The 23,854-nt window shown below is 71.6% G+C and carries 24 protein-coding genes; 6 read left to right on the top strand and 18 right to left on the bottom strand.

The features are described from left to right. Nucleotides 1-71 precede the first annotated feature (71 nt). Nucleotides 72-1,364 (bottom strand): adenylosuccinate synthase, encoded by a 1,293-nt coding sequence (locus tag AB0J06_RS14895; protein WP_357428600.1) that lies wholly within the window; start codon nt 1,362-1,364, stop codon nt 72-74. 125 nt (nt 1,365-1,489) lie between these two features. Here AB0J06_RS14895 and AB0J06_RS14890 point away from each other — a divergent pair, with 125 nt between their 5' ends. After that, a complete protein-coding gene (locus AB0J06_RS14890; RefSeq protein WP_357428598.1) occupies nt 1,490-2,467 on the top strand; it encodes a hypothetical protein in 978 nt (325 codons plus the stop codon). A 63-nt stretch (nt 2,468-2,530) separates the two neighbouring features. Next, the gene (locus tag AB0J06_RS14885; protein WP_357428596.1) at nt 2,531-4,633 is read left to right on the top strand and encodes a chromosome partitioning protein; all 2,103 of its coding nucleotides are present in this window, start codon (nt 2,531-2,533) and stop codon (nt 4,631-4,633) included. Between the two features lie 57 nt (nt 4,634-4,690). On the opposite strand, the gene AB0J06_RS14880 is transcribed toward AB0J06_RS14885, so the two are convergent. Further along, the gene (locus AB0J06_RS14880; RefSeq protein ID WP_357428594.1) at nt 4,691-5,119 is read right to left on the bottom strand and encodes a DUF3151 domain-containing protein; all 429 of its coding nucleotides are present in this window, start codon (nt 5,117-5,119) and stop codon (nt 4,691-4,693) included. A 227-nt stretch (nt 5,120-5,346) separates the two neighbouring features. Here AB0J06_RS14880 and AB0J06_RS14875 point away from each other — a divergent pair, with 227 nt between their 5' ends. Then, a complete protein-coding gene (locus AB0J06_RS14875) occupies nt 5,347-6,633 on the top strand; it encodes a hypothetical protein (protein ID WP_357428592.1) in 1,287 nt (428 codons plus the stop codon). Between the two features lie 45 nt (nt 6,634-6,678). On the opposite strand, the gene fbaA is transcribed toward AB0J06_RS14875, so the two are convergent. After that, the gene (gene fbaA, locus AB0J06_RS14870; RefSeq protein ID WP_357428590.1) at nt 6,679-7,704 is read right to left on the bottom strand and encodes a class II fructose-bisphosphate aldolase; all 1,026 of its coding nucleotides are present in this window, start codon (nt 7,702-7,704) and stop codon (nt 6,679-6,681) included. 134 nt (nt 7,705-7,838) lie between these two features. Next, complete coding sequence (locus tag AB0J06_RS14865) at nt 7,839-8,222, bottom strand: phage holin family protein (RefSeq protein WP_357428588.1); 384 nt, start codon at nt 8,220-8,222, stop codon at nt 7,839-7,841. Between the two features lie 128 nt (nt 8,223-8,350). Between AB0J06_RS14865 and AB0J06_RS14860 the strand changes: the two genes are divergently transcribed. Further along, the gene (locus AB0J06_RS14860) at nt 8,351-8,563 is read left to right on the top strand and encodes a hypothetical protein (protein WP_357428586.1); all 213 of its coding nucleotides are present in this window, start codon (nt 8,351-8,353) and stop codon (nt 8,561-8,563) included. 309 nt (nt 8,564-8,872) lie between these two features. Beyond that, complete coding sequence (locus AB0J06_RS14855; protein ID WP_357428584.1) at nt 8,873-10,420, top strand: LPXTG cell wall anchor domain-containing protein; 1,548 nt, start codon at nt 8,873-8,875, stop codon at nt 10,418-10,420. A gap of 363 nt (nt 10,421-10,783) precedes the next feature. Here the strand turns inward: AB0J06_RS14855 and AB0J06_RS14850 are convergent, their stop codons facing one another. The 14 genes from AB0J06_RS14850 to AB0J06_RS14785 form a co-directional block, all read right to left on the bottom strand. Further along, nucleotides 10,784-11,161, bottom strand: coding sequence for a metalloregulator ArsR/SmtB family transcription factor (locus tag AB0J06_RS14850; RefSeq protein WP_091552084.1), 378 nt, complete (start codon nt 11,159-11,161; stop codon nt 10,784-10,786). Nucleotides 11,162-11,218: 57 nt separating this feature from the next. Further along, nucleotides 11,219-11,758: an orotate phosphoribosyltransferase gene (gene pyrE / locus AB0J06_RS14845; protein ID WP_357428582.1), complete on the bottom strand. Its 540-nt coding sequence runs from the start codon at nt 11,756-11,758 to the stop codon at nt 11,219-11,221. A gap of 17 nt (nt 11,759-11,775) precedes the next feature. Beyond that, nucleotides 11,776-12,525: a hypothetical protein gene (locus tag AB0J06_RS14840; protein WP_357428580.1), complete on the bottom strand. Its 750-nt coding sequence runs from the start codon at nt 12,523-12,525 to the stop codon at nt 11,776-11,778. Between the two features lie 2 nt (nt 12,526-12,527). Beyond that, the gene (locus tag AB0J06_RS14835; protein WP_357428578.1) at nt 12,528-13,337 is read right to left on the bottom strand and encodes an SDR family oxidoreductase; all 810 of its coding nucleotides are present in this window, start codon (nt 13,335-13,337) and stop codon (nt 12,528-12,530) included. A 10-nt stretch (nt 13,338-13,347) separates the two neighbouring features. Beyond that, the gene (locus AB0J06_RS14830) at nt 13,348-13,980 is read right to left on the bottom strand and encodes a hypothetical protein (protein WP_357428576.1); all 633 of its coding nucleotides are present in this window, start codon (nt 13,978-13,980) and stop codon (nt 13,348-13,350) included. Between the two features lie 74 nt (nt 13,981-14,054). Then, nucleotides 14,055-14,831 carry a hypothetical protein gene (locus AB0J06_RS14825; RefSeq protein ID WP_357428574.1) on the bottom strand — a complete coding sequence of 259 codons (777 nt, stop codon included), beginning with the start codon at nt 14,829-14,831 and terminating at the stop codon, nt 14,055-14,057. 69 nt (nt 14,832-14,900) lie between these two features. Next, complete coding sequence (locus AB0J06_RS14820; protein WP_357428572.1) at nt 14,901-16,475, bottom strand: polyamine aminopropyltransferase; 1,575 nt, start codon at nt 16,473-16,475, stop codon at nt 14,901-14,903. After that, nucleotides 16,472-17,254, bottom strand: coding sequence for a hypothetical protein (locus AB0J06_RS14815; RefSeq protein ID WP_357428570.1), 783 nt, complete (start codon nt 17,252-17,254; stop codon nt 16,472-16,474). Before AB0J06_RS14815 ends, AB0J06_RS14820 begins: the two co-directional genes overlap by 4 nt. Then, nucleotides 17,254-17,679: a DUF350 domain-containing protein gene (locus tag AB0J06_RS14810; RefSeq protein ID WP_357428568.1), complete on the bottom strand. Its 426-nt coding sequence runs from the start codon at nt 17,677-17,679 to the stop codon at nt 17,254-17,256. Before AB0J06_RS14810 ends, AB0J06_RS14815 begins: the two co-directional genes overlap by 1 nt. Nucleotides 17,680-17,704: 25 nt before the next feature. Further along, nucleotides 17,705-18,130 carry a DUF4247 domain-containing protein gene (locus AB0J06_RS14805; protein ID WP_357428566.1) on the bottom strand — a complete coding sequence of 142 codons (426 nt, stop codon included), beginning with the start codon at nt 18,128-18,130 and terminating at the stop codon, nt 17,705-17,707. Further along, nucleotides 18,127-18,648, bottom strand: coding sequence for a DUF2617 family protein (locus AB0J06_RS14800; protein ID WP_357428697.1), 522 nt, complete (start codon nt 18,646-18,648; stop codon nt 18,127-18,129). The genes AB0J06_RS14805 and AB0J06_RS14800 overlap by 4 nt, the downstream gene beginning before the upstream one ends. A gap of 4 nt (nt 18,649-18,652) precedes the next feature. Further along, nucleotides 18,653-19,309 (bottom strand): DUF4178 domain-containing protein, encoded by a 657-nt coding sequence (locus AB0J06_RS14795; RefSeq protein WP_357428564.1) that lies wholly within the window; start codon nt 19,307-19,309, stop codon nt 18,653-18,655. A gap of 201 nt (nt 19,310-19,510) precedes the next feature. Continuing rightward, on the bottom strand, nt 19,511-22,102 hold the full coding sequence (gene clpB / locus AB0J06_RS14790; RefSeq protein WP_357428562.1) for an ATP-dependent chaperone ClpB: 2,592 nt from the start codon (nt 22,100-22,102) through the stop codon (nt 19,511-19,513). Nucleotides 22,103-22,185: 83 nt separating this feature from the next. After that, nucleotides 22,186-23,286, bottom strand: a complete 1,101-nt coding sequence (locus tag AB0J06_RS14785; RefSeq protein WP_357428560.1) for a hypothetical protein — start codon at nt 23,284-23,286, stop codon at nt 22,186-22,188. Nucleotides 23,287-23,351: 65 nt separating this feature from the next. On the opposite strand from AB0J06_RS14785, the gene AB0J06_RS14780 reads away from it, so the two are divergent. After that, nucleotides 23,352-23,852 carry a cation:proton antiporter regulatory subunit gene (locus tag AB0J06_RS14780; protein WP_357428558.1) on the top strand — a complete coding sequence of 167 codons (501 nt, stop codon included), beginning with the start codon at nt 23,352-23,354 and terminating at the stop codon, nt 23,850-23,852. Nucleotides 23,853-23,854 lie beyond the last annotated feature (2 nt).

Here is a 23,854-nt window from a genome sequence, read left to right as displayed (position 1 = left end):
CCGCAGGGTTTTCCGGGACAACTTCATGATCGACGCGCAAGGGCGGGCGGGGAGGGACGCGTGGGGGGGGGCTAGTCGCCGAGGAGGTTGTGGCGGACCACGTTCTCGTCGCGGCCGGGCCCGACACCGACGACGCTGACCCGCGTGCCGCACAACTCCTCGATGCGCGCGATGTAGCGCCGGGCGTTCTCCGGCAACTCAGCCTCCGAACGCGCCTTGGAGATGTCCTCCCACCAACCGTCGTGCTCCTCGTAGATCGGCACGGCGTGGTGATAGGCGGTCTGCGTCATCGGCATGTCGTCGACCCGCTCGCCGTCGATCTCGTAACCCACGCAGATCGGCACCTTCTCCAAGCCGGTCAGCACGTCGAGCTTGGTGACCACGAGATCGGTGATGCCGTTCAGCCGCACCGCGTACCGGGCGACCACCGCGTCGAACCAGCCACAGCGACGCTCCCGTCCGGTCGTCGTGCCGTACTCCGCGCCGATCTTGCGCAGGTGCGCGCCGTTGGAGTCGAAGAGCTCGGTCGGGAACGGGCCCGAGCCCACCCGCGTGGTGTACGCCTTGCTGACACCGATCACGCGGGTGATCGCGGTCGGCGGGATGCCGGCGCCGACGCAGGCGCCGCCCGACGTCGGGTTGGACGACGTCACGAACGGATAGGTGCCGTGGTCCATGTCGAGCATGGTCGCCTGGGCACCCTCCAGCAGCACCGTCTCGCCGCGGTCCAGCGCGTCCCAGAGGATCGTGCGGGTCTCCGCGATGTACGGGCGCAGCCGCTCCGCGTACGCGAGGTATTCCTCGGTCACCGCGTCGACGTCGAGCGCCTTGCGGTTGTAGACCTTGAAGAGCATCTGGTTCTTCTCGCGGAGCGCGAGCTCCAGCTTCTTGCGCAGGATGCCCGGGTCGAGCAGGTCCTGCAGCCGGATGCCCATCCGGGCGACCTTGTCGCCGTAGGCCGGACCGATGCCCCGACCGGTGGTGCCGATCCGGGCCGAACCGAGGTAGCGCTCGACCACCCGGTCGAGCGCCCGGTGGTGCGGCATGATCAGGTGCGCGTCGCCGGAGATCCGCAGCCGGGACACGTCGACGCCGCGCTCGGCGAGGCCGTCGATCTCGGCGAGCAGCACCTTCGGGTCGACGACGACCCCGTTGCCGATGATGATGACCGCGTTGGGCGACAGTGCGCCCGACGGCATGAGGTGCAAGGCGTACTTCTGACCGTCCGGGGTGATCACGGTGTGGCCGGCGTTGTTGCCGCCCGAGTAACGGACCACGTAGTGGACCCGCTCACCCAGCAGGTCGGTAACCTTGCCTTTGCCCTCGTCGCCCCACTGCGCGCCGATGAGCACGATCGCTGGCATCTCTTACCCGCCTCCAGGGGGCTCGGGTGCCAGGTGGCGACCGGTCGGCGAGCCCGAGGTGTCAGGCTAACAAGAGGTCACGGCCACCGGTGGAGGGCCGTGCGGATCGGCGGGAGGCACAAACGGTGTACGACGTGGTGCTGCTGACCCTCGGCACCGGCACGACGCCGGACGGGAGCGGCGACGCGTGCTGCGGGTCCTGCACGGAGAGTCAGCGCGACGGCTGCGCCGAGACACCGCGCGTTCCCGTGCTGGCCTGCGCCGATGCGCTCACCGCCGCCGGCGCACGGGTCGAGACGATCACCGCGCAGTCGAACGCCGAGATCGACGCCGTGCTCGCGCGGCTCGACGGCCCGCCCCGCCCCGACGGACTCAGCTGGCCCGACGAGGACAGCAAGACGCGGCTCGTCGTCGCCACCGCCACCGACGGGCAGTTGCGCGCCGTGCTGCGCCGGCTGGTCCGGCGGTACGCGCCACCGCCGAGCCGCCGCCCCGCCGACCTCGCCGGCAACCGCACCGTGCCCGATCTGCCCGCGGTCGGCGTACTCCCGCTCGACCCGGCGCGCAGCGGCACCCCGCGCGATCTGGCCGCGCAGCTCGGCCTGCCGCGCGAGCCGGCCGCGGTCGCCGCGGCCGTGCTCGACGGCCGGGTACGCCGGCTCGACCTGCTCCGCACCGACGGCGGCTCGGTCACGTTGGACGGGGCGCTGCTCGGTGGCGCCGACGACGCGGGGCGGCCGCTGCCCTGGCGCGGCCGGGTGGAGGTCGACGACGCGGTGCTCAGCACCGGCGAGGACCCGCTGCTGGCCTGTGCGATCGGCAACGGCGACGGCTACGCGACCATCGAGGGACTGCCGCTGCTCTCGACGGTGGATCCCGCCGACGGGGTGATCGAGGTGGCGGTGGCCGTCCCGGTGGTGGTCAAATCGGCGTTCCGAAAGCCGCGGTCGCGGATCGAGGTGCGTCGTGCCCGCGGCCGCGCGGTCGCGGTGACGCCGCGCGACGGCGAAGTGCCGTTCCTCGATGACGGCGTCGCCGGCACGCTCGGCCGGAAGAGATCGTGGTGGATCGAGCCGGGCGCCTGGGCGGTGTACGGCGGCTGACCGCTCCGCCAGCGTGGCGGGACCGAGGTGCATATCCTCGGGGCGGGACGACGGGAGGTAGCCGTGGCAAACGACTACGGGGATCAGGTCTACGTGCCGGGTCAGGGCAGACCGGAGCCGACGCGGGACGTGGAGCCGTTCTGGCCGCCGGACGAGATTGTCGCCGACCGGCGCGACGAGACCGGGCTGGCGCAGGGCGGGTCCGCCCAGCCGACGCGCCCGGACGCGGCGCCGCGGGTGGCGCCGCCGCCCCGGTTCGACGGCCCGCCGGCTGTGCCGGGTCCCGTTGCGCCGGTCGCGGCCCAGCCCGTCGCCGGGCGACCCGACGGCACCGTGCCGGTTCCGGGTCCCGCGTACACCGGGGCTTCGGCTGCGCGACCCGCGGCCGACGCGACCCCGCCGGTCGCCCTCGACCAGCCGTTCGCCCTGGATGTGCCGTTCCAGGTGGGGCCCGAGCCCACGCCGCCCGCCCCGACGCGGGCCGCACCCGTCCATGGTGGGCCGGCCCGGTCGGTTCACGGCGGACCGGTCGAGAGTGAACCGGTCGCGCCGCGACCGCCGGCGCAGCCCTGGGCGGAGCCCACCGCCGGACCGGCGGCCCAGCCGCCCGCTCCGCACCCGGCGCCCACGACGCCCGGGCCGCAGTCGCCCGCGCCGCATTCCACACCCCCGGCGCCGCAGGCGCGCTCCGCGCACGACCCGGCGGAACCCGCCCCGCACGCGCCCACCTCGCCGTGGGCGCAGCCCCCGCAGCGCCCCGTCGCGCCCCAACAGACATCCGCCGGGCCACCGGCGCACGGACAGGCGCATCCCCCGACTCCACCCGCCGTGCAGCCCTACCCGCCTCAGCAGCCCGGTCCGCAGGCCGAGCCGCACCCCGGCCCGTCCCGTCCCACGTCGCCGCAACCGGGACCCGGGTATCCCGTGTCGCCGACGCCGGGGCCGACACATCCCGCACCGCCGCCCCCGGGCCCGACGCGTCCCGGGCCGCAGCATCCCGGACCGACGCACCCCCCATCGCCCCATCCTCCGGGCCCGGCCCACCCCGCGCAGGCGTCGTACGCGGCGCCGCCGCAGGCCGGCGCAGCCCAGCAGCCGCAGCCGGCCGCCCAACCGCCGGCCGAGCCGCATCCCGGGGTGACCGGACTCCCCGGCGACGAGGCCGCCGGGGTCTACCCCGTGCCGACCCACGTGCCGCCGCCGCACAGCGAGCCGATCTGGACCCCGGACTCCTTCGTGCCGACGGCGGAGGAGTTCGCCCGACGCCGGGCGGCCCGCCCGGCCGATCCGATCGCCACGATGGGCGTACGCGCCGCCCTCAACAAGACCACCCTCGGGCTGGTCAGGCTGGCGCCGGGACGGCACGAGCAGGAGATCAAGCAGGACATCGAGATGGTCCGCCGCAACTTCGGCGGACTGCGCCAGGTGACCGTCGTCAACCCCAAGGGCGGGGCCGGCAAGACGGTCGCGATCCTGCTGCTCGCGATGACGTTCGGGCAGAAACGCGGCGGCTACGTGCTCGCGTGGGACAACAACGAGACGCAGGGCACGCTGGGGATGCGCGCCCAGCAGGACTTCCACTCACGGACCGTCCGCGACATGCTCCGCGATCTGGGCCAGTTCCAAGGCTCGCAGGGGCGCGTCGGTGACCTGTCGCAGTACGTCCGCTCGCAGAGCGAGGGGATGTTCGACGTGCTCGCCTCGGACGAGTCGGCGACGGCGGGCGAGATGCTGACCGCGACCGCGTTCGCGGAGATCCGCGAGGTGGTGAGCCGGTTCTACAAGCTGATCTTCGTGGACACCGGCAACAACGTCCGGGCTCAGAACTGGCAGGCCGCCATCGACGCCACGGACCAGCTCGTGGTCACCATGTCGGCCCGAAACGACTCGGCCGAGACGGCGGCCCGCATGCTCGACCACCTGGAGCAGAGCGGCCGTCAGCGGCTGGTGCGGCAGGCGGTCACCGTCGTGTCGATGCCGCCGTCCCGCCGGGAGATCGACCTGCCCCCGATCGAGCGGCACTTCGCGGCCCGGACCAGGACCGTGCTGCTCGCGCCGTACGAGCGGCTCATCGACACCGGGGAACCGATCCGGTACGGCCAGCTCTCGTCGGGCACCCGCGACGCGTGGCTGAAGATCGCGGCGGCGGTGGCCGAAGGCCTGTGACGGAGCGGGGTGGGCGGCGGCACCGCCGCTACCCACCCCGACCGGTCATTCCGGGCGTCAGCTGCCGCCCAGCGCATCGCCGGCCGCCGGGTCGCAGTCGCGGAGGAACTCGGCGCACCGGGCCGCCTCGTCCGACTCACCGATCTCGCCGGCCGCCCGCGACAGCAGGTGCAGGCAGCGCAGGAAACCCTGATTGGGCTGGTGCGCCCACGGGATCGGTCCGTGCCCTTTCCAACCGCTGCGGCGTAGTTGGTCCAGGCCCCGGTGGTATCCGGTACGCGCGTAGGCGTAGGCGGCGACGATCTGGCCGTCGGCGAAGGCCCGCTGGGCGAGCGCGGCCCATCCGGCGCTGAAGGTCGGGAACCGACCCGCGACGGCCGCGTACGCGTCATCGGTGTCGGCCTGCGCGGCGGCGGACAGAGCCGCTTCCGCCTCGTCGTTGGCGGGCAGCAGAGTGGCAGGCGGTTCGGGCAAGAGGTTCTGCATTGGGCCCATTCAACCCGGATCGCCCGCCAGACGGTGACTGAACGGCTGAGGGATTCGTCACGCGAGCGGCCGGTGTGCTGCTCTCTTGACTGGACTACAAATAGAGGTCCGGAGCCTCCCCAGGACCCGGTGATGGGAGCCCGGTGGCGAGCGCCACCGGGCTCTCGCGCTCCCGACCGTTCGAGCCCTGTACGTGGTCCCTGGCGGGGCGGGAGGAGAATGACCATGTGCCCACCCCACCCCCCGCCGACGTTCTGGAGCCGCACGACGCCACCCCCTTCGAGGTGGAGTCCCGCGCCGAGCTCGAACGGCACCTGCGCGCCGGCAGTCTCGCCGGCCTGACCGTGCAGGGGCTGCGACTCGACACGGATCCGGCTCCGGACCTCTCCGCCGTCGATCTCACCGGCACCCTCTTCATCGGCTGCCGGTTCACCTCGATCGAGGTGGAGGCCGAGCTCGTGCGCCGGGGCGCGCACGTCGTGCCAGCGTTCACCGCGCTGCCGTACCCGACGCATCCGCCGCGGCTCTACACGGCAGAGGAGCTGACGGCCGGGTTCGGGACGGCGGGCTTCGCCGGCATGTACGACGCCGTGGTGTACGAGCATTTCCGGGCGCACGGCGGTGGTCTGCCGGAGGTGCGCGAGGCGCTCGCGCAGCGAATGCACGACCACGCCATCGACAACGCGCTGGCCGACGTGACGAACGCCTGGCTGACGGCGCACGGGCCGGCCTCGGTGGTCGGCGTGATGGGTGGGCACGCGGTCCCCCGTGGCACCGCGGCGTACCGGCTCGCTGCCACGCTCGGCTGGGAGCTGGCGCGGGCCGGGCGGCTCGTCGTCACCGGCGGCGGGCCGGGGGTGATGGAGGCGGCCAACCTGGGGGCGTATCTGTCGACGCGCTCGGCGACGGACCTGACGTTCGCCATCGATCTGCTCGCCGCCGCGCCCGACTTCGCCGACCACGACCCCTACACGGCGGCGGCGCTGGAGGTCCGGGCCCGATTCGCGCCCGCGGCGACCGCGAGCGGCCCGGACGGCTGGGCGCGGCGCGGCGGGCTCGCGATCCCCACCTGGCTCTACGGGCACGAGCCGGCGAACCTCTTCGCCGGCCAGATCGCGAAGTACTTCTCGAACGCGATCCGGGAGGACACCATCCTGCGGCTGGCCCGGGGCGGCATCGTCTTCGCCCCCGGCCGCGCCGGGACGGTACAGGAGATTTTCCAGGCGGCGACGAAGACCTTCTACGGTACGGACGGGGAGAGTGGCCCGTACGTCTTCCTCGACCGCGCCTTCTGGACCCAGACGTTGCCGATCGAGGCGCTGCTCGGCCCGCTGATGGCGCTCTCGCCTTTCGGGGATCTGTCCCGCTCGGTCCACATCACCGACGATGTGCGCGAGGCGGTACGGCTGCTCACCGCCGCAGATCCGGTCCCGGCCGCGCCCGCTCCATGGTCGATCGAGGAGTGCCCCGCCGATCAAGGAGATATTCACATGGTTGGGGATCAAACCGTGTGAATACGCCCTTGATCGACGGGGCGAAGTGAACGGACGTCCGTGGTGTTACCGGGCCAGCGACGTGCCGGTGGAGCGCAGGTGCTCGCAGGCCTCGACGACCCGGTTGGCCAGGCCCTCCTCGGCCAGCTTGCCCCACGCGCGCGGGTCGTACGCCTTCTTGTTGCCGACCTCGCCGTCCACCTTGAGCACACCGTCGTAGTTGGTGAACATGTGCGCCGCGACCGGTCGCGTGAACGCGTACTGGGTGTCCGTGTCGATGTTCATCTTGACCACGCCGTAGTCCAGCGCCTCACGGATCTCCGACAGCAGCGAGCCGGAGCCGCCGTGGAAGACGAGGCTGAGCGGCTTCTCCTTGCCGTACTTGGCGCCGACCGCGTCCTGGATCTCCTTGAGGATCTCCGGACGGAGCTTGACGTTGCCCGGCTTGTAGACGCCGTGCACGTTGCCGAAGGTCAGGGCCGCCATGTAGCGCCCCTTCTCCCCCAGGCCCAGCGCCTCCACCATGGCAAGACCGTCCTCGACCGTGGTGTAGAGCTTGTCGTCGATCGCGCCGACGACCCCGTCCTCCTCGCCGCCGACCACGCCGACCTCGATCTCCAGCACGATGTGCGCCGCCGCGGCCTCGGCCAGCAACTCGGAGGCGATCTCGAGGTTTTCCCCCAGCGGCACGGCCGAGCCGTCCCACATGTGCGACTGGAACAGCGGGGCCTCGCCGCGCGCGACCCGCTCCTTGGAGATGGCGATCAGCGGCCGGACGAAGCCGTCCAGCTTGTTCTTGGGGCAGTGGTCGGTGTGGAGCGCGATGTTGACGTCGTACTTCTTGGCCACCTCGTGCGCGAACGCCGCGAGCGCCACGGAGCCGGTCACCATGTCCTTGACCGTCGGGCCGGAGGCGTACTCGGCGCCGCCGGTGGAGATCTGGACGATGCCGTCGCTCCCCGCCTCGGCGAAGCCGCGGATCGCGGCGTTGAGCGTCTGCGAGGAGGTCACGTTGATCGCGGGGTACGCGAACGCGCCGGCCTTGGCGCGGTCAAGCATCTCGGCGTAGACCTCGGGGGAGGCGATAGGCATATCGAACGCTCCTTCAGTAGCGGACTCGGCCACCGGGGGCCCTGGTGTGCTCAATGGATATGCGCCGGACCGCGCTGTCCTCCATGGGGAGTATCCCGCAGGTCACCGTGGTCGCGGAAATCACCCCTCCGCGCTCAGCGCCGCTCCGAGGGATCGGGAACGACCAGACTGATCAGCCAACCGACGACCGCCACGACGATCGCCCCCCAGAACGCGGCCCAGAAGCCGTCGACCCGGAACGGCAGGTCGAAGAGGCCGGCGAACCAGTCGGTGACCAGGAAGAGCAGCGCGTTGACGACCAGCGCGAAGAGCCCGAGGGTCAGGATGTAGAAGAGACAACCCACCGTCTTGATGATCGGCTTGAGTACCGCGTTGACGGCCCCGAAGATGAACGCGACGACCACCAGCGTCAGGGCGTTGCGGGCGGTCGAGCCGCCGGTCACCGAGATGCCGGGCACAACCAGAGTGGTGATCCACAGGGCGACGGCGGTGACCAGGAGTCGGATCAGGAAGCCCACGGCGACATGGTGCCATCCCGGCACAACCGAACGCTGTTGAAGCGGACAACTCCGGCAACACCGGGCGGCCGATCGCGGCAGGCCGTACGGTGGGGTGACGCAGTACGCCCGGCTGGAAGGAGGCGACGATGACGCGGCCCGACGAGGAAGATCGCACTCCCGACGACCACCTCACCCCCGACGAGCGTGATCCGGAGGCGTCGCCGCCCGACGCCGTCGAGCAGGCGACCGTGGCCAACCCGGCGGACCGGGATGCCGACGTGCAGCGCGGCATGGAGGTCAACGACTGGGACGCGGTGGAGCAGGCCCGCGTGGTCGACCTCGATGAGGACTACCGGTGAACGCCGGACGGGGCTGAACCACGACGTTCAGCTCCACATAGCCGTCGCGGGCCGGTTGCCCCCCAGCGTGATGCCGGTGATCCCGTCGCCCCCGATGGCCCGCGTCGCGGTGGTCATCTCCGCGAACTGCGGCGACCGATCTCCGATGGGCTCCCGACCCTCATGACGGAGCTGGACATCCAAAACATAGCGGGCATTCAAGATCAGCCGTTCGGTCAGATCTCCTTCGCGGGGTCGCCCGATTCTTAAGAAAACTTTTAGGCTCCGCGGGCTCCATCCTGTAACCCCTCACGGGAGGACACCCCCTCAATGCACAAGAGCTCTGCCCGGCGATGGCTCGCCGGGCTCGGCGTGGTGGGCGCAGTCGTCGCCGCCACCGCCTCCCCCGCTTTCGCAGCACAGCCGGACGGCACCCTCGGCGTCTACCTGCCGAACACCTCGGTCGCCGCCGGAAGCGCGGGATTCCTCGAGTCCCCGATCCTCTACAGCTCCAAGCCGGTCGTTCTGCTCGACGCGACCGTGACCTTCGATGCCACCGGGCTCGCCGGCGTCGCTGAGATCTCGGAGGACCCCGAGGGCATCGGACGCTGCGAGTCGCCCACCCCGCAACGCCTCGTCTGCCAGGCACCCTACGAAATCGGCATCGACGAGTGGGGCGGCTCCGGCTACTTCACCGTCCTGGTCAAGCCGGTCGACGGAGCGGGCGACGGTGACAAGGGAGTCCTGAAGGTCTCCTTCGGCGCGGCCGGCTACGAGACGGTGACGCACCAGGCCCAGGTGCGGGTGGGCGAGGGCGTCGATCTCGCCAACGGCACAGAGGCAAAGGTCAGCGCGGGTCCCGGAGAGCGATTCTCCACACCGCTCGCCATCCGCAACGCCGGCGAGACCACGGCCAACGGCGCGTCCGTCCTCTTCTTCAACGACGCCGCCATCCGCGCCACGAAGAAGTTCAGCAACTGCACGTACGTCGACGACCGCCTGCGCACCTGCCAGTTCGACACGGACCTGCGGCCGGGCGCCAGCTACACGACCACCGTTCCGTACGCGGTCGGTGCCGACGCGTACGCGCCCGACCGCGCGTACGGCGAGAACACGGTGCTGACTCCGGCCGAGTTCGAGGACTTCACCGCCTACCTGGGCAGTAGCGGTGAGTCGATCGGCGAGCCCGGCACGGAGGGCAAGCTGACGCTCTCGGAGGTGCGGACCGTCGCGGCGCGGAAGGTGCAGGTCGACACGGACCCCAGCAACAACTGGGGCATCCTCGAGCTCACCGTCACCGGCAGGAACGGGGCGGACCTCGCCGCCGTCGGCGACACGCTGACCGGCGCGGCCGGTGACGTGGTCACCGCGACGGTCGGCCTCGTCAACAAGGGCCCGGCCACGCTCGACGCCACGCGTGGCGGCGGCCCGGTCACCCGGGTCGATGTGGTGATTCCTGACGGGACCACCGCGACGGACGTACCGGAGTCGTGTGCCCCGATGAAGGGCGACGAGATCGACTGGGAGCACGGCGGCCGGGCCGGGGCAGCGAAGTACCGCTGCTTCACCGGCTCGTTCATCGCGGCAGGCGCGACCGAGACGCTCGACCTCAAGCTCCGGATCGACAAGGTCGTCCCGAACGCGTCCGGCACCGTGACCATCAACGGCAAGTGCGAGTGCGAGGGCATCTCGGGTGACCTCAACCCGGCCAACGACGTCGCGTACCTCGTGGTGAACGAGACGGGTGGCACCGGCGGCGGGCTGCCGGTGACCGGCGCCTCGACCGGGCTGATCGTGGCGGCCGGCGGCGTGCTGCTCGCGGCCGGTGCTGTCGGGTTCGTGCTGACCCGGCGCCGCCGGGTGCGGTTCGTGGCCTGACCGTCATAGCGTCAGACGCCCCGCCGGCCCATCGGGTCGGCGGGGCGTCTCCGTTCCGGTCCGGTGAAATCCGCTCGCCCACATCCGGCGTTCCACCCGGCGGTCCGGCGCCAGGTCGTCGACCTGACGAGGCGCCGGTGGGCGGGGCGACACAGTGGTGGGTCACCCGACGGAGGCTGGCGGTACGGGGTTGGTGGTCAGCCCTACGCCGGTCTGGCGGCAGGGACGGGAAGCAGCCCGCGGCAGCGGTCGCCGGGGCGGGCGGTGCGACCCGGAGGCTCCGCCGGCACGGGCGCGGCGGAGATTCCCGATCCGCCTGGCGTCACCTCGATGAGGAGGGACGCCAGGCGATCCGGGGCTTATTCAGCGAGCCTTCTTGGTGGCCCGCTTACGCGGCGGAGTCAGCAGATCCGCGATCGTCGCGATCGCGGCAGGCACCAGCCGGTAGTAGGCCCACACACCGCGCTTCTCCCGCTCCAGCAAGCCGGCCTCGGTGAGGATACGCAGGTGGTGACTTACAGTCGGCTGCGAGAGGCCGAGCGGTGCGGTGAGGTCGCAAACGCAGGCCTCGCCTTCCGGCGCCGACTGGATGAGGCTGAGCAGCCGCAGTCGGGCGGGGTCGGCGAGCGCCTTGAGGACCCCCGCGAGTCGCTCGGCGTCGGCACGTTCGATCGGCTCGCCGGCAAGCGGCGAGATCTGAGGCATTGTCATTTCGGCCAACGCAGTTCCCACGAAATCCATCCTTCCACCAACAGCATCGACGCGCCTGCATATCAGCAGGTCCGAATCGGCAAACTTTTAGGCCACTAGGCCGAGGTCAGCCAACGTGTAGGCCGCCCGATAGGGCAGACCGGCGGCCCGCACCGCGTCACCCGCCCCTCGATCGACAATAACCGCAACGCCCACGACCTCGGCTCCTGCTTCTTGTAAAGCCTCCACTGCGGTCAGCACACTGCTTCCCGTCGTGGACGTGTCTTCCACCGCGAGTACCCGGCGGCCCACCACGTCCGGACCTTCGATCCGTCGCTGCAGTCCATGGGTCTTCTCGGCCTTACGGACCACGAAAGCGTCCAACCGGCGCTGCTTGGCCGCGCCGGCGTGCAACATCGACACGGCCACCGGGTCTGCACCCAACGTCAGGCCGCCGACCGCGTCAAACTGCCAGTCCGCCGTAAGGTCGAGCAGCACTCGACCGACCAGCGGCGCCGCCGCGTGGTGCAACGTCACGCGCCGCAGATCCACGTACCAGTCCGCTTCGCGTCCCGAGGACAACACCACCTTGCCATGCACGACAGCGAGTTCAGTGATGAATTTACGCAGGTCGCCGTGGTCGTCCATGGCGGCAAGGGTACTTGTCATCCCTGGGAGGCGAACTGTCGCCCCGGCCCGGGGCGGAAATAGCGGTTGGTGGCCGGCACCAGCAGGAACACGCAGGTCACCAGGGCTAACAACCCGAGGACGGCGTCGAGACCCAAAGAGACATATTCCCAGGTACGAAAGGCCGAAACGTCCATCGTGCCAACGCCGGGCTGTCGCAGACTCTGGGCGAGAACCCCGGTTCCCGCGCCGGCGGCCGAACCGCAGAGTTGAGCGAGAGCGATGGCCCCGGCGACGGCCGCGAGCACGATCCGCGCCGACTCTCGGCCCCGGCGGGCCAGCACCGCGCAGGTGGCGAGGCCAGCCGCTACCGCCAGGGAGAACGCCAGGCTGAGCAGGGCGCCGACGACCGGCGCGGCGGAGATGAAGTCGGCGACGGCCGTCGGCGGCGAGGCGCCGGTGTCGGGGGCCAACCGCGCGGACAGGTCGTTGGCATACCGGGCGGCCATCACCACGGACGTCACCGCGGCCAGCAGCGAGATCGCGATCCCCACCCAGGTCAGCAGGACCGCCGTGTCCAGCGTCCGTGGTCGCGGTGGCCGCGGCACCAGCACAGCCGTCGGGTACGGATAACCGCCGAAGTTTCCCGGTGCGTAGCCCGGCGGGTAGCCGGGCCAGGTGACGTTACCGACCCAGCCGCCGTAGCCGTCGGTTGAATTTTCACCCGATCGGGGGTCATCACTTCGACCGGTGTCGTCGGGCGGGACGACCGGCGGCTGCTCCGGCATGCTCACCGCTCGTCCCGGCCGATCCGACCTCGGGTGTCCCGGCCCACCGCCTGCAGCAGCCCGCGCGGGGCGTGCCGCAGGCCGAACACGGCGAGCTTGTACTTCCAGTCCGGGACGCTCACCTGCCTGCCCCGACCGAGGTCACGCAACGCGTCGGAGACGACGTCATCGGCGCGCAGCCACATCCACTCCGGCGTCTTCGACATGTTGATGCCGGCCCGGTCGTGGAACTCGGTGCGCGTGTAGCCGGGGCAGAGCGCCATCACCCGCACGTTGAACGGCCGGACCGAGAGCGCGACGGACTCGCTGAAGTTGGTCACCCATGCCTTGCTCGCGGAGTAGGTCGAACCGGGCATGACGGCGCCGAACCCGGCGACCGAGGAAACGTTGACCACCGCCCCGTGGCGGCGTTCGGTCATGCCGGGCAGCACCGCCAGGGTCAGCCGCATCACGGCGTGCACGTTGAGCCGCAGGAGCCGCGCCTCGTCGGCCGCGGTGGACCGCAGGAACGGCTGGTTGAGACTGATGCCGGCATTGTTGACCAGGAGGTCGACCGGGGCGGCCGGGTCACGGAGCCGCTCCTCCACGACCGCGCAACCCGCATCGGTGGACAGATCGGCGGACACGGTCGCCGCCTCGATCCCGTACGCCGCGGTGAGTTCCGTGGCCAACTCGGTCAGCCGGTTCCCGTCGCGGGCCACCAGCACCAGGTCGTAACCGTCTCCGGCCAGGCGGCGGGCGAAGGCGGCCCCGATGCCGGCGGTGGCGCCGGTGACCACGGCGGTACGGCGTGAAGCGGGTGATGCTGCCACGGGGGTTACCTCACATCGGCGGCGTGGTGGGAGCGGGGGGCGCCGGCGGCGGCCCGCCCACGGACGGCTCCCGCCGGAAAAAAGCGGTCGCCGCGGGGAGCGCCAGCAGCAGGGCTACCACAAGGTAGCCGAGCGTCTGGGCGGCGGAAAGACCTCCGGTCAGCCAGATCCACCAGGACGGGTAGGCGTCGCCGAGCGCGTGGAGGAGCTCCGCCCGGACCTGGTCGTCCGGCAGCTTCAGCGGCAGGCTGCGCTGGGTCACGGTGGCGATCACGCCGGCGCATCCGCAGAGCAGGCCGAGGCCACAGACGACCCAGGTGCCCACGCGGGCCGGGTTGCGGCCGCGCAGGTTGCCGAGCGCGAGCGCGACCAGCAGGAGGGCGAAGAACACCCCGACTACGGCCGCGACGACCGCGCCGGCGCGGGCGAGCAGGACCACGGCGTCGACCTCGGACGGGGGCGCCGCGATCTCCCGGCCGACCGACCGCACGTGGCGCACGGCGCGGTTCATCATGGCCAGCCCAACGAGCGCGTGGAGGAGCCCGACGAGCCCCATCCCGATCATGACGGCGGCCGCCACGGTCACCGGGGACGGGCGGCGGACCGGGTTGGGACGACCGGCGGCGGGATCACCTGGGTGCATGAAAATCCCCCCGAGTAGTCGTATCGCTACGAACCTACTCGGGGGGATATCCGCTCCGGTCTACTTTTCCGCGATCAGCTGGACGGCGGAACCGGCGGGTCGGCCGGAGCCGACGGCGGCGACGGCGGCGACGGCGGGGTCGTCGGGGTCGTCGGGTTGGCCGGGGCCGACGGCGGCGACGGCGGGGTCGTCGGGTTGGCCGGGGCCGAGGGGTAGGACGGGTACGTCGATCCGGGCGGCGGCGGATAGGCCGAGCCCGGCACCGGCGGCTCCCACATCTGCTGCGGCTTGCGGAAGAACTCGTTCGACGCCGGCAGCGCCAGCAGGATCAGCGCGACGAGCAGGGCGATCACCGAGATGACCCCGAGGATCGTGCTGACCGGCGTGTACCAGGACGGCAGTGCTTCCTCGAGACGCCGCTGGACTTCCGCCTGGTCCGGGCCGTTGCCCGTGCTGCCCGATGTGCCACTCATGGCACTGCCCGCGGCGTTCAGGGCGAGGCCCGCACCGGAGCAGCAGACGAAGAGACCGCCCACCACCCACGTCGCGATGCGGGACGCGTTCTTGCCCCGGTTGTTGAAGATCGCGAGTACCACCAGGGCGATCGCGACGATCAGCCCGAACACGGCGGTGCCGACGATCGTCGCGGTGGCGAATCCCTCGCCGCCCGCCATGTCGGTGCCGGCGAAGGCCTCCTTGTAGACCTTCTGGAACGTGCCCAGCACGGACAACGCGACGGCCACGCCGATCACCTGGAGCGCGGCCACCAGGTACAACAAATAGCTCGATACGGTGACGCTGCTCGGCCGCGCCCTGGCCGGCGACGCGGCCGGACTTGTCTGCTCCGACACGGCTCTCCTTCCCTAGATCCAGAAGACACGGTATCGGTACCCGTCCAGTGATGCACGTCAAACCCGCTGTCAGTAGCTACGCCATTCCGCGCGGGCGTACTCCAGCACGCGGGGGTGCAGCAGCGTCGATGCCTCGACCCGGACCCGCCGCCGGTCCGGCGGGAAACTCCCGGCCGCCCGCAACGTGTCGGCATCCAGCGACCGCAGCGGCGGGGCATCGGCGGGCACGGCGAGCACGGGCGCGACCGCGTCCGGCGCCGCGAGCACGAAACCCCAGTCCCCGAAGGACGGCACGTCCACGTGATACGGACGGGTGGCGAAGCCGGCGGCGCGGATCGACTCCTCGATGCACCAGTAGGAGCGGGGCGCGAAGTACGGCGACCCGGACTGGACCACCATCCGCGCGCCGTCGGCCAGCACGTTGCGCAACAGCGCGTAGAACTCCACCGAGTAGAGCTTCGCCGTCGCCGTTTCGTCGGGGTCGGGAAGGTCGACCACGACGGCGTCGAACCGGTCCCCGGCCGTACGGAGCCAGCCGAACGCGTCGGTGTGCACGATCCGCACCCGCGGGTCGTCGAACGCGCCCCGGTTGAGCTCGCGCAGTTGCGGCTCGGTACGGGCCAGCGCGACGACCGCCGGATCCAGCTCGATCACGGTCACCGACGCCACGTCCGGATAGCGCAGCACCTCGCGTACGGCGAGCCCGTCGCCCGCGCCGAGCACCAGCACGTTCCGGTGTGGACCGCCGAGCACCGGGTGCACCAACGCCTCGTGGTAGCGGTATTCGTCGACGGAGCTGAACTGCAGGTCGCCGTTGAGGTAGAGGCGAAGGTCGGTGACGCCCTGGCTGGCGACCGGCACCGACCGGGTCAGCACGATCTCCTGGTAGCGGCTCCGTTCCGCGTGCACCACCGGGTCCCGGTAGAGCTGCTGCCGCGCGGTCACCTCGAAATCGTGCGCCACCGCGTAGGCGTACCCGAGGCAGAGCGCCACCACCACGGAGCCGGCCGCGAGCGCCACCCGCGACCGCCGGCCCAGATCCCGCCGGAACACGGTGAGGACCAGCGCGAGGCCGGCCACCGCGTTGACCGCGCCCACCACCAGCGCGCCGCGCAGCTGACCGAAGACGGGCATCAGCAGGAACGGGAAGGCGAGGCCGCCCAGGAGCGCGCCCACGTAGTCGGCGGCGAACAGGTCGGCGACGGCGCTCCCCGGCGTCTGCGCGCGGATGCGCTGCAGCATCACCATCAGCAGCGGGATCTCCGCCCCGATCAGCAGCCCCAGCACGAACGCGGTCGCCACCAGTGCCGGCGCGTAGAGGTCGAGCCAGGCGAAGGCGGCGTAGAGGCCGAGCACCGACAGCCCGCCGAGCAGCGCGAGCAACAGTTCGACCGCGGCGAACGCCGCGGCCGCCCGCCCCTGCAACGGCTTCGCGGCGAGCGCGCCGATCCCCATCGCGAAGACCATCACGCCGAGCACGATCGACGCCTGCCCCACCGTGTCGCCGATCAGATAGCTGCCGAGCGCGACCAGGGCGAGTTCGTAGACCAGACCGCAGGCGGCGCAGACGAAGACCGCGACGAGCACCGCGGCGCGCGCGGGCCGCCATCGCGGCCGGGCTTCCGTTCCGGGTACGTCCGTCACCGCCGCGCGCCCTTGCGCTTGGCGCTCGTCGACGCCGTGGCAGGCCGCGTGGCAGGCGGTGTGCGCAGTTGCCGCCGCCGTTGGACCACGCCGATCGTCACGAGCAGCGCGGTGACCGACAGCAGGCCGGCGCCGCCGGCGAGATAGGGCCAGCGGTCGCGCCAGAAGTCGCTGCCGGCGGCGGGCAGTGCGGCCGGCGGCGGTCCCGGCGCGGCGGTCGGGAGCGGCGCGGGCTCCACCTCCCCCCGCTGCGCGAGCAGCAATGGCAGCGCGGCGGCCGCCTGGGTGACCATCCAGCCGGGGTCGTCGATGAACGCGTCCGGGTCGTAGCCGAGCCGGACCAGGTCATCGGCGCTTCCCGAGATCGAGAGATCCCTCGAGGCCCGCACCTCGAACCTCGCCGAGTCCTCGCTCGCGCTGCTCTCGTCGGTGTAGTCGACCGTCGCGGTGATCTCCATCCAGCGCGGGCAGCGGGGGTCGTCGCTCACGGAGACGTTGTCGCCGAGGTTGGAGCCCACACTCACCGGCGGCCCGTAACCGTCCACCAGCTGCCAGCCGTAACAGACGCCCTGCGCCGCGTACGCCTTCCGCAGTGCGGTCACGGTGTCGGCGCGATCCGCCGCTTCCGGGGGCGGTACGGCGGTGCTGTCGTCGCTGTCGCCGAGAAGCCCGATTCCACAGAGGGCGAGGGTGATCCCGCCGACCCAGATCGCCACGTGCCCGAGCCAGCGGCCCTTCCGGCTGCCCTGGGCGGCGGGCTTCCGCTTCGGACCGGCCATCAGCTGATCGCGGCGGCGATGACCGCCCCGGTGGCGAGGTGGACGACCGCCGATACCCAGACCGCCGGGTGCGGTTCCGGGTCGACCAGGATCTCGCCGAGCCGCCCCGGCGTCGCCAGATCGAGCAGCAGGAACGACCCGGCCATCACGACCAGGCCGACGACGCCGTACGCGGTGGCGCCGATGAGGCCGGCGACGAAGTCGTCGTCGCTCGCGGTGATCGCGGTGACCACGATGATGCCGACGCTGGCGAGGTTGGAGGCGAGCAGCAGCGCCGCGTTGCGGTTGCGCTCGGTCCAGATCAGCTCCCGCAGCTGCCCCGGCGTGGCGACGTCGACCAGGACGTAGCCGAGGGCCATCAGCAGCACGCCGACCGCGCCGTACGCGAGGGTGGCGAGCAGATCGGTGGTGAGGGTGGTGAACATGGGGCTCCCGTCGGAGAAGGTCGGGCTACTTGCCGGCACCGGGGCCGCCACCCCGGATGGTGCTGCCGCGCCCGCCACCCCAGCTGCCGCCGACGATGCCGTGATAGCGCGGGTAGGCGGTGGCGGTCCGCTCCAGCAGGATCAGCGAACCGGCGGCCAGCGGGAGGATCACCACCGAGTCGTCGTCGTAGCGCAGGTAGACGCCGCTGCCGTCGACGTACCGCTCGGCGGGCTGCCATGCCTCCGTCAGCTCGGCGGCCACCTCGGTCGGACGCTTCGACGAGGTGTACGCGATGCCGTCCCGTCCGATGTCGTGCGAAGCCGAGCGGACGAACCGGCTCTCGACGTAGCCGCGCGGGGAGAAGTTGCCGTAGAAGATGCCGAAGCCGGCGACCAGGGCGCCGATCAGCGCGAACGCCGCACCCACCACGAACCATCTGCGGTACGTCATGCCAGCTCCACCGCCGTCTCCGTCTCGACCATCTCCCCCGTCTGGGGATAGGCGTGCCAGGTCCGCCATCCGATCACCGTTCCGCCGGTGGATCCGCTCTCCATGCGCACGTGCAGCGCGGTGAGGGCGTCGGAATCGCCGGGGAAGACCCCGACCAGGGCGTACGGGTCATGGCGGAGGGCCCGGCGCAGCACGGCCGCGCGGGCCGACATCTCCTCCGGGTCGAGCCGCAGCACGGTCGCGGTGAAGTGGTAACCACTGCCCCGTTCGTCCACGACGGGCGGGAGGGCCGGCGGCCGTCCGGGCAGGCAGGCGACCGTCTCGACGAGTTCGCTGTCGGCGTGGCGGAGGACGACCTGATGGGAGGCGCCGAGCAGCCGCAACCGCAGCGCCGCGCCGGGAATCGCGGGCACGGACAGATCGAGCACGTGCAGGGCCGGTTGCTCGGGCATCCCGAGCGCGAAGCTCAGATCGGCGGCGGTGGTGTCGGCGTACGGCGCGTCGAGCGTGATGAGCACGAGGTCACCGGCCCCGTTCCTGCTGGTCACCGGCGGACTGCGGGTAGATCAGCACCTCGGCGCGGTGCAGAGGGTCACCGCGACCGACCTCCCAGCGCGCGTCCTTGCCGTAGGACTCGAACGACAGCAGGGCCCCGTCCGGGGACGTGTAGTCGTGGTAGCGCACCGTGCCGGTCGGGTTGAGGCCGGTGGTGCCGGTCGAGGTGTAGCGGGCCCGCCCCGACTCGTCGCTGTTGTAGCGCCGGCCGTCGAAGTCGACCGTCGCCGGCCCGGGCGTCACCGTCGCGCTCGGCACCTCGGTCCAGAGCGCCAATTCCAGATCCGGGTCCTCCTCGACGGAGAGCCACACCTTCCGACCCTGCGCGTCGTCGAGCAGGTGCTCCGCCCAACCCCAGTCGCCCTCGCTGAACCGCAGGGTGCCACGCACCCCGTACGAGGTACCCCGGATCTCCACGATGTCGCCGGGCGCGATCCGGCGCGGGTCTCCGCGGAGCGCGTCGGCGTCGTCGTCGGCGGCGCGGAACGGGTCGACGTGGGTGGGCGGCGCGGCGGGTGCGGTCCTGCGGCGCGCGGTCCGGACCGCGATGATCGCGACCACCACGCCGACGACCGCGACGAGGCACCCGACGCCCGTGATCAGGAACGCGATGGTTCCGTTCATTGGCCCAACCCTCCCCAGCAGCGGTTTCGTTGGCGACGGTAACAACCGCCGGCACATCGTGAACCGCAAGGTCAACTGGGTGACGGGCCGCTCACACCGGGCGACGGGCCGCCGGGCTGCGGGGCGTCGGGACGCCGTGATGTCTGAAGAAAATGGGGACGTACCGGGAGTCGCACCTCGCGACCCCCGGCCACGAAACCGTCAGGCCGCCGTCACCGTCAGCCCGTCCTTGCTGTCCGCGAGGTCCACCAGCACGGTGTCCCCGTCGCGCACCTCCCCGGCGAGAAGCGCCTTCGCCAGCCGATCACCGATCGCCGACTGCACCAGCCGGCGCAACGGCCGCGCGCCGTAGATCGGGTCGTACCCGTGCTCGCCCAGCCAGCTCCGCGCCGCCTCGGTGACCTCCAGGGTGAGCCGCCGCTCCGCGAGCCGGCGCCGCATCCGATCCAGCTGGATGTCCACGATCGCGCGCAACTCCTCACCGGTCAGCATCGCGAAGACCACGATGTCGTCGAGGCGGTTGAGGAACTCCGGCTTGAAATGCGACCGGACCACGGCGAGCACCGCGTCGCGCCGCTGCTCCTCCGAGAGCGTGAGATCGGAGATCACCGGCGACCCGAGATTCGAGGTGAGGATCAGGATCGCGTTGCGGAAGTCCACCGTGCGGCCCTGGCCGTCGGTGAGCCGGCCGTCGTCGAGCACCTGCAGCAGCACGTCGAAGACGTCCGGGTGCGCCTTCTCGACCTCGTCGAGAAGCACCACGGAGTACGGCCGGCGGCGCACCGCCTCGGTGAGCTGACCGCCCTCCTCGTACCCGACGTAGCCGGGCGGAGCGCCGAGTAGCCGGGCCACCGAGTGCTTTTCGCCGTACTCGCTCATGTCGATGCGGACCATGGCCCGCTCGTCGTCGAAGAGGAACTCGGCGAGCGCCTTGCCCAGCTCGGTCTTGCCGACGCCGGTCGGGCCGAGGAAGAGGAAGCTGCCGGTCGGGCGGTCCGGGTCGGCGATGCCGGTGCGGGCCCGCCGTACCGCGTCGGAGACGGCGCCGACCGCCTCGGCCTGCCCGATCACCCGCGACGCCAGCGAGGACTCCATCCGCAGCAGCTTGGCGGTCTCCCCCTCCATCAGCCGGCCGGCGGGGATGCCGGTCCAGGAGGCGACAACCGCCGCGATGTCGTCGGCCCCGACCTCCTCCTTCAGCATCGCCCCGTCGGCCTGCAGGCCGGCGAGCTCCTCCTCGGCCCGCGCCAGATCGCTCTTCAGCTGCGGGATCCGTCCGTAGCGCAGCTCGGCGGCGCGTTCCAGCTCTCCGTCGCGCTCGGCCCGCTCCGCCTCGCCGCCGAGGCGTTCCAGCTCCTCCTTGGCGGTCGAGATCCTGGTGATGTGGCCCTTCTCCAGCCGCCACCGGTCGGAGAGCGCGGCGAGCTGCTCGCGCTTGTCGGCCAGCTCCCGGCGCAGCCGCGTCAGCCGCTCGGCCGAAGCCGGGTCCGGCTCCTTGGCCAGCGCCATCTCCTCGATCTCCAGGCGGCGCACCGCCCGCTCGATCTCGTCTACCTCGACCGGACGCGAGTCGATCTCCATCCGCAGCCGCGACGCCGACTCGTCGACGAGGTCGATGGCCTTGTCCGGCAGGAAGCGGTCGGTGATGTAGCGATCGGAGAGGCCGGCGGCGGCGACCAGCGCGGCGTCGGTGATCCGTACGCCGTGGTGCACCTCGTAGCGCTCCTTGAGGCCACGGAGGATGCCGATGGTGTCCTCGACGGTCGGCTCGCCGACCAGCACCGGCTGGAAGCGCCGCTCCAGCGCCGGGTCCTTCTCGATGTGCGCCCGGTATTCGTCCAGCGTGGTCGCGCCGACCATGCGCAGCTCACCGCGGGCCAGCATCGGCTTGAGCATGTTGCCGGCGTCCATCGACCCCTCGCCCTTGCCGGCGCCGACGACGGTGTGCAACTCGTCGAGGAACGTGATGACCTGCCCGTCGGAGTTCTTGATCTCCTCCAGGACCGACTTGAGCCGCTCCTCGAACTGGCCGCGGAACTGCGCCCCGGCGACCATCGCGCCGAGGTCGAGCGAGACCAGCTTCTTGTCGCGCAGCGACTCCGGCACGTCACCGGCCACGATGCGCTGGGCCAGCCCCTCGACGATCGCGGTCTTGCCGACACCGGGCTCACCGATCAGGACCGGGTTGTTCTTCGTGCGCCGGGAGAGCACCTGGATGACGCGGCGGATCTCGGAATCCCGGCCGATCACCGGGTCGATCTTGCCGGCGCGGGCGCTCGCGGTCAGGTCGACGCCGTACTTCTCCAGCGCCTGGTAGGTCTGTTCGGGATCGGCGGTGGTGACCCGCCGGTCGCCGCCGCGTACGGCGGGGAAGGCGGCGACCAGGTTCTCCTCCGTCGCGCCCGCGCTCTTCAGCGCCTGCGCCACCGCGCCACCGACCTGCGCGAGACCGGCGAGCAGGTGCTCGGTGGAGGTGTACTCGTCGCCGAGCGGGCGGGCGATCTGCTCGGCCGCCCCGATCGCGTTGGCGAACTCGCGGGACAGACTCGGCTCGGCCACGCTCGACCCGCGTGCGCTCGGCAGCCCCTCGACGGCGTGGACGGCGCTGCGCCGGATATCGGCCGGGTTGGCGCCGACCGCGCGCAGCAGCCCGGCGGCGGTGGAACCGCCGGTGTCCAGTAGCGAGAGCAGCAGGTGCCAGGCCTCGACGGTGGCGTGCCCGCGCTGTTTCGCCATGGCGACGGCACCGGTGATGACTTCACGACTCTTGGTTGTCAAACGTTCCGCGTTCATGGGCTCCCCTGATCGGCGTGTCCACTGGTGACGACACAACCAGACTTGAGCGTATTCCACTCAACTCTACGAGGTGACGGGCGTCACGTCCGATCCAACACGAGCTTGATCCACCGCCAGTCGCCGAAGAGGCCCGAACCGAGCCACGCCGTCCCGTCCGAGCCCCCGGCCAAGAGCGTCCCGTCCGGCAGGAGCCGCAGGTTGGTGTCGCGTATCGGCCAGTTCACGTCGTTGTAGACACCAGCGCCGTCGCCGACCGACACCATCCCGCTCCCACTCGGGCCGGTCACCGCCAACAGCCCTGCGCCCAGGGGGACCACCGAAGTGAGCCGTCGCGGATGGCGCCGCACGTCCACCTTCTCCCAGCGGTCCTCCCGCGCCCGCCACAGCTGCGGGAACACCGTCGGATCATCCGGGCCGTAACCGATCAGCCAGGCGTCGCCGCGCCCGACCGCCAGCTGCACCCTGGACAGCTCACCCTCCGGCTCCGACACCACCGTGGCCCGCCAGGTTCTGCCCTCGTCGTGCGACCACGACGCCTCCACCCGGCCCTTCGCGACTCCAGCCACGTACAGCCGGCCCTGGTCATACGCCACCGACGTGGGGTTGACCAGCCGCCGCTGCGCCGGAACCGGGCGGAAGCGGTCCCCGACCCACTCACCTATCTGCGGGGGACTGTCGCCGTCGCAGCAGAGCTGGAACCGGCCGTTGAGCGCACGCACCGCCGCCGGCTGCTGCTGCGCCCGTACCGGCTCGTGCCGGAACGTCCGGCCCGCGTCCGCGGAGACGTACCAGCCATGCGGCTCGGCCAACAACGCGAGAGTCCCCGCACCGGCGTACAGCTGGTGGTCCTTCGCGAGCGGTTCGGGATGCCGCAGTCGCTGCCAGGAGCGCCCACCGTCGGCCGTGGTGAGCAGGATCGCGCTGCAGTCCAGCGCCGGCACGGACACCGCATCGGGGTTGCCGCAGTGGATGAACTGGGCGTAACCCCGTACGGCGTCGGTGAACTCCACGATCGACCGCTCATAGTGCCGTGGCACGGGCACGCGGACCTGCCGTACCTCGGCCGGGGTGGGACGGGCCGACGGCGACGGCGGCGCGGCGCTCGGCGGCGGACGCCGAACGTCACCGATGGAGCATCCGGCGGCGAGCATCACCGCCAACGCGGGTACGAAGGGTCGCATTCGCATCAGGCACCCCCGGACGCGCTTCACTCCATCGACGATGGTGGACACGGTAGCGTGATCACGTGCGAGTACGCGTGGAACAGACGACTCTGCCGGGGATCGGCGTCCGCCACGACCTGATCACCGAGTCGGGGCGTCGGCTCGGGGTCGTATCTCATCGGAACGGCCGCCGCGACCTCGTGCTCTATGACGACGACGACCCGGACGCGTGCACGGCGGACATCCCGCTCACGGACGACGAGGCCGAGGCGCTCGCCGACATCCTCGGCGCGTCGTTGATGCTGGGGCAGCTCGCGGGTCTGCGTCAGCAGGCGGCCGGCCTCCTCACCGAGCAGGTGCCGATCTCGGCCGGCTCCCCCTTCGTCGGCCGCTCGCTCGGCGACACGAAGGCGCGCACCCGCACCAGCGCCTCCATCGTCGCGGTGCTGCGCGACCGTGAGGTCATCGCATCCCCCGGCCCGGCGTTCCGTTTCGAAACGGGTGACGTGGTGGTGGTGGTCGGCACCCGGCGCGGTCTCGACGGCGTGACGGCGATCTTCGCCGACGGCGATCCGGACAGCTGAGC

This window comes from Micromonospora sp. NPDC049679, from assembly GCF_040659735.1.
Taxonomy (GTDB): Bacteria; Actinomycetota; Actinomycetes; order Mycobacteriales; family Micromonosporaceae; genus Micromonospora_I.
This window is presented reverse-complemented; position numbering and strand designations above follow the sequence as displayed.

What these genes read in the sequence shown, in the direction of transcription:
- AB0J06_RS14815 (WP_357428570.1), bottom strand. Translation starts at nt 17,254, where the DNA reads ATGGCCGGTCCGAAGCGGAAGCCCGCCGCCCAGGGCAGCCGGAAGGGC.
- AB0J06_RS14795 (WP_357428564.1), bottom strand. Translation starts at nt 19,309, where the DNA reads ATGAACGGAACCATCGCGTTCCTGATCACGGGCGTCGGGTGCCTCGTC.
- AB0J06_RS14830 (WP_357428576.1), bottom strand. Translation starts at nt 13,980, where the DNA reads ATGCACCCAGGTGATCCCGCCGCCGGTCGTCCCAACCCGGTCCGCCGC.
- AB0J06_RS14860 (WP_357428586.1), top strand. Translation starts at nt 8,351, where the DNA reads ATGACGCGGCCCGACGAGGAAGATCGCACTCCCGACGACCACCTCACC.
- AB0J06_RS14785 (WP_357428560.1), bottom strand. Translation starts at nt 23,286, where the DNA reads ATGCGACCCTTCGTACCCGCGTTGGCGGTGATGCTCGCCGCCGGATGC.
- AB0J06_RS14850 (WP_091552084.1), bottom strand. Translation starts at nt 11,161, where the DNA reads ATGGATTTCGTGGGAACTGCGTTGGCCGAAATGACAATGCCTCAGATC.
- AB0J06_RS14810 (WP_357428568.1), bottom strand. Translation starts at nt 17,679, where the DNA reads ATGTTCACCACCCTCACCACCGATCTGCTCGCCACCCTCGCGTACGGC.
- fbaA (WP_357428590.1), bottom strand. Translation starts at nt 7,704, where the DNA reads ATGCCTATCGCCTCCCCCGAGGTCTACGCCGAGATGCTTGACCGCGCC.
- AB0J06_RS14840 (WP_357428580.1), bottom strand. Translation starts at nt 12,525, where the DNA reads ATGCCGGAGCAGCCGCCGGTCGTCCCGCCCGACGACACCGGTCGAAGT.
- AB0J06_RS14805 (WP_357428566.1), bottom strand. Translation starts at nt 18,130, where the DNA reads ATGACGTACCGCAGATGGTTCGTGGTGGGTGCGGCGTTCGCGCTGATC.
- AB0J06_RS14895 (WP_357428600.1), bottom strand. Translation starts at nt 1,364, where the DNA reads ATGCCAGCGATCGTGCTCATCGGCGCGCAGTGGGGCGACGAGGGCAAA.
- AB0J06_RS14880 (WP_357428594.1), bottom strand. Translation starts at nt 5,119, where the DNA reads ATGCAGAACCTCTTGCCCGAACCGCCTGCCACTCTGCTGCCCGCCAAC.
- pyrE (WP_357428582.1), bottom strand. Translation starts at nt 11,758, where the DNA reads ATGGACGACCACGGCGACCTGCGTAAATTCATCACTGAACTCGCTGTC.
- clpB (WP_357428562.1), bottom strand. Translation starts at nt 22,102, where the DNA reads ATGAACGCGGAACGTTTGACAACCAAGAGTCGTGAAGTCATCACCGGT.
- AB0J06_RS14855 (WP_357428584.1), top strand. Translation starts at nt 8,873, where the DNA reads ATGCACAAGAGCTCTGCCCGGCGATGGCTCGCCGGGCTCGGCGTGGTG.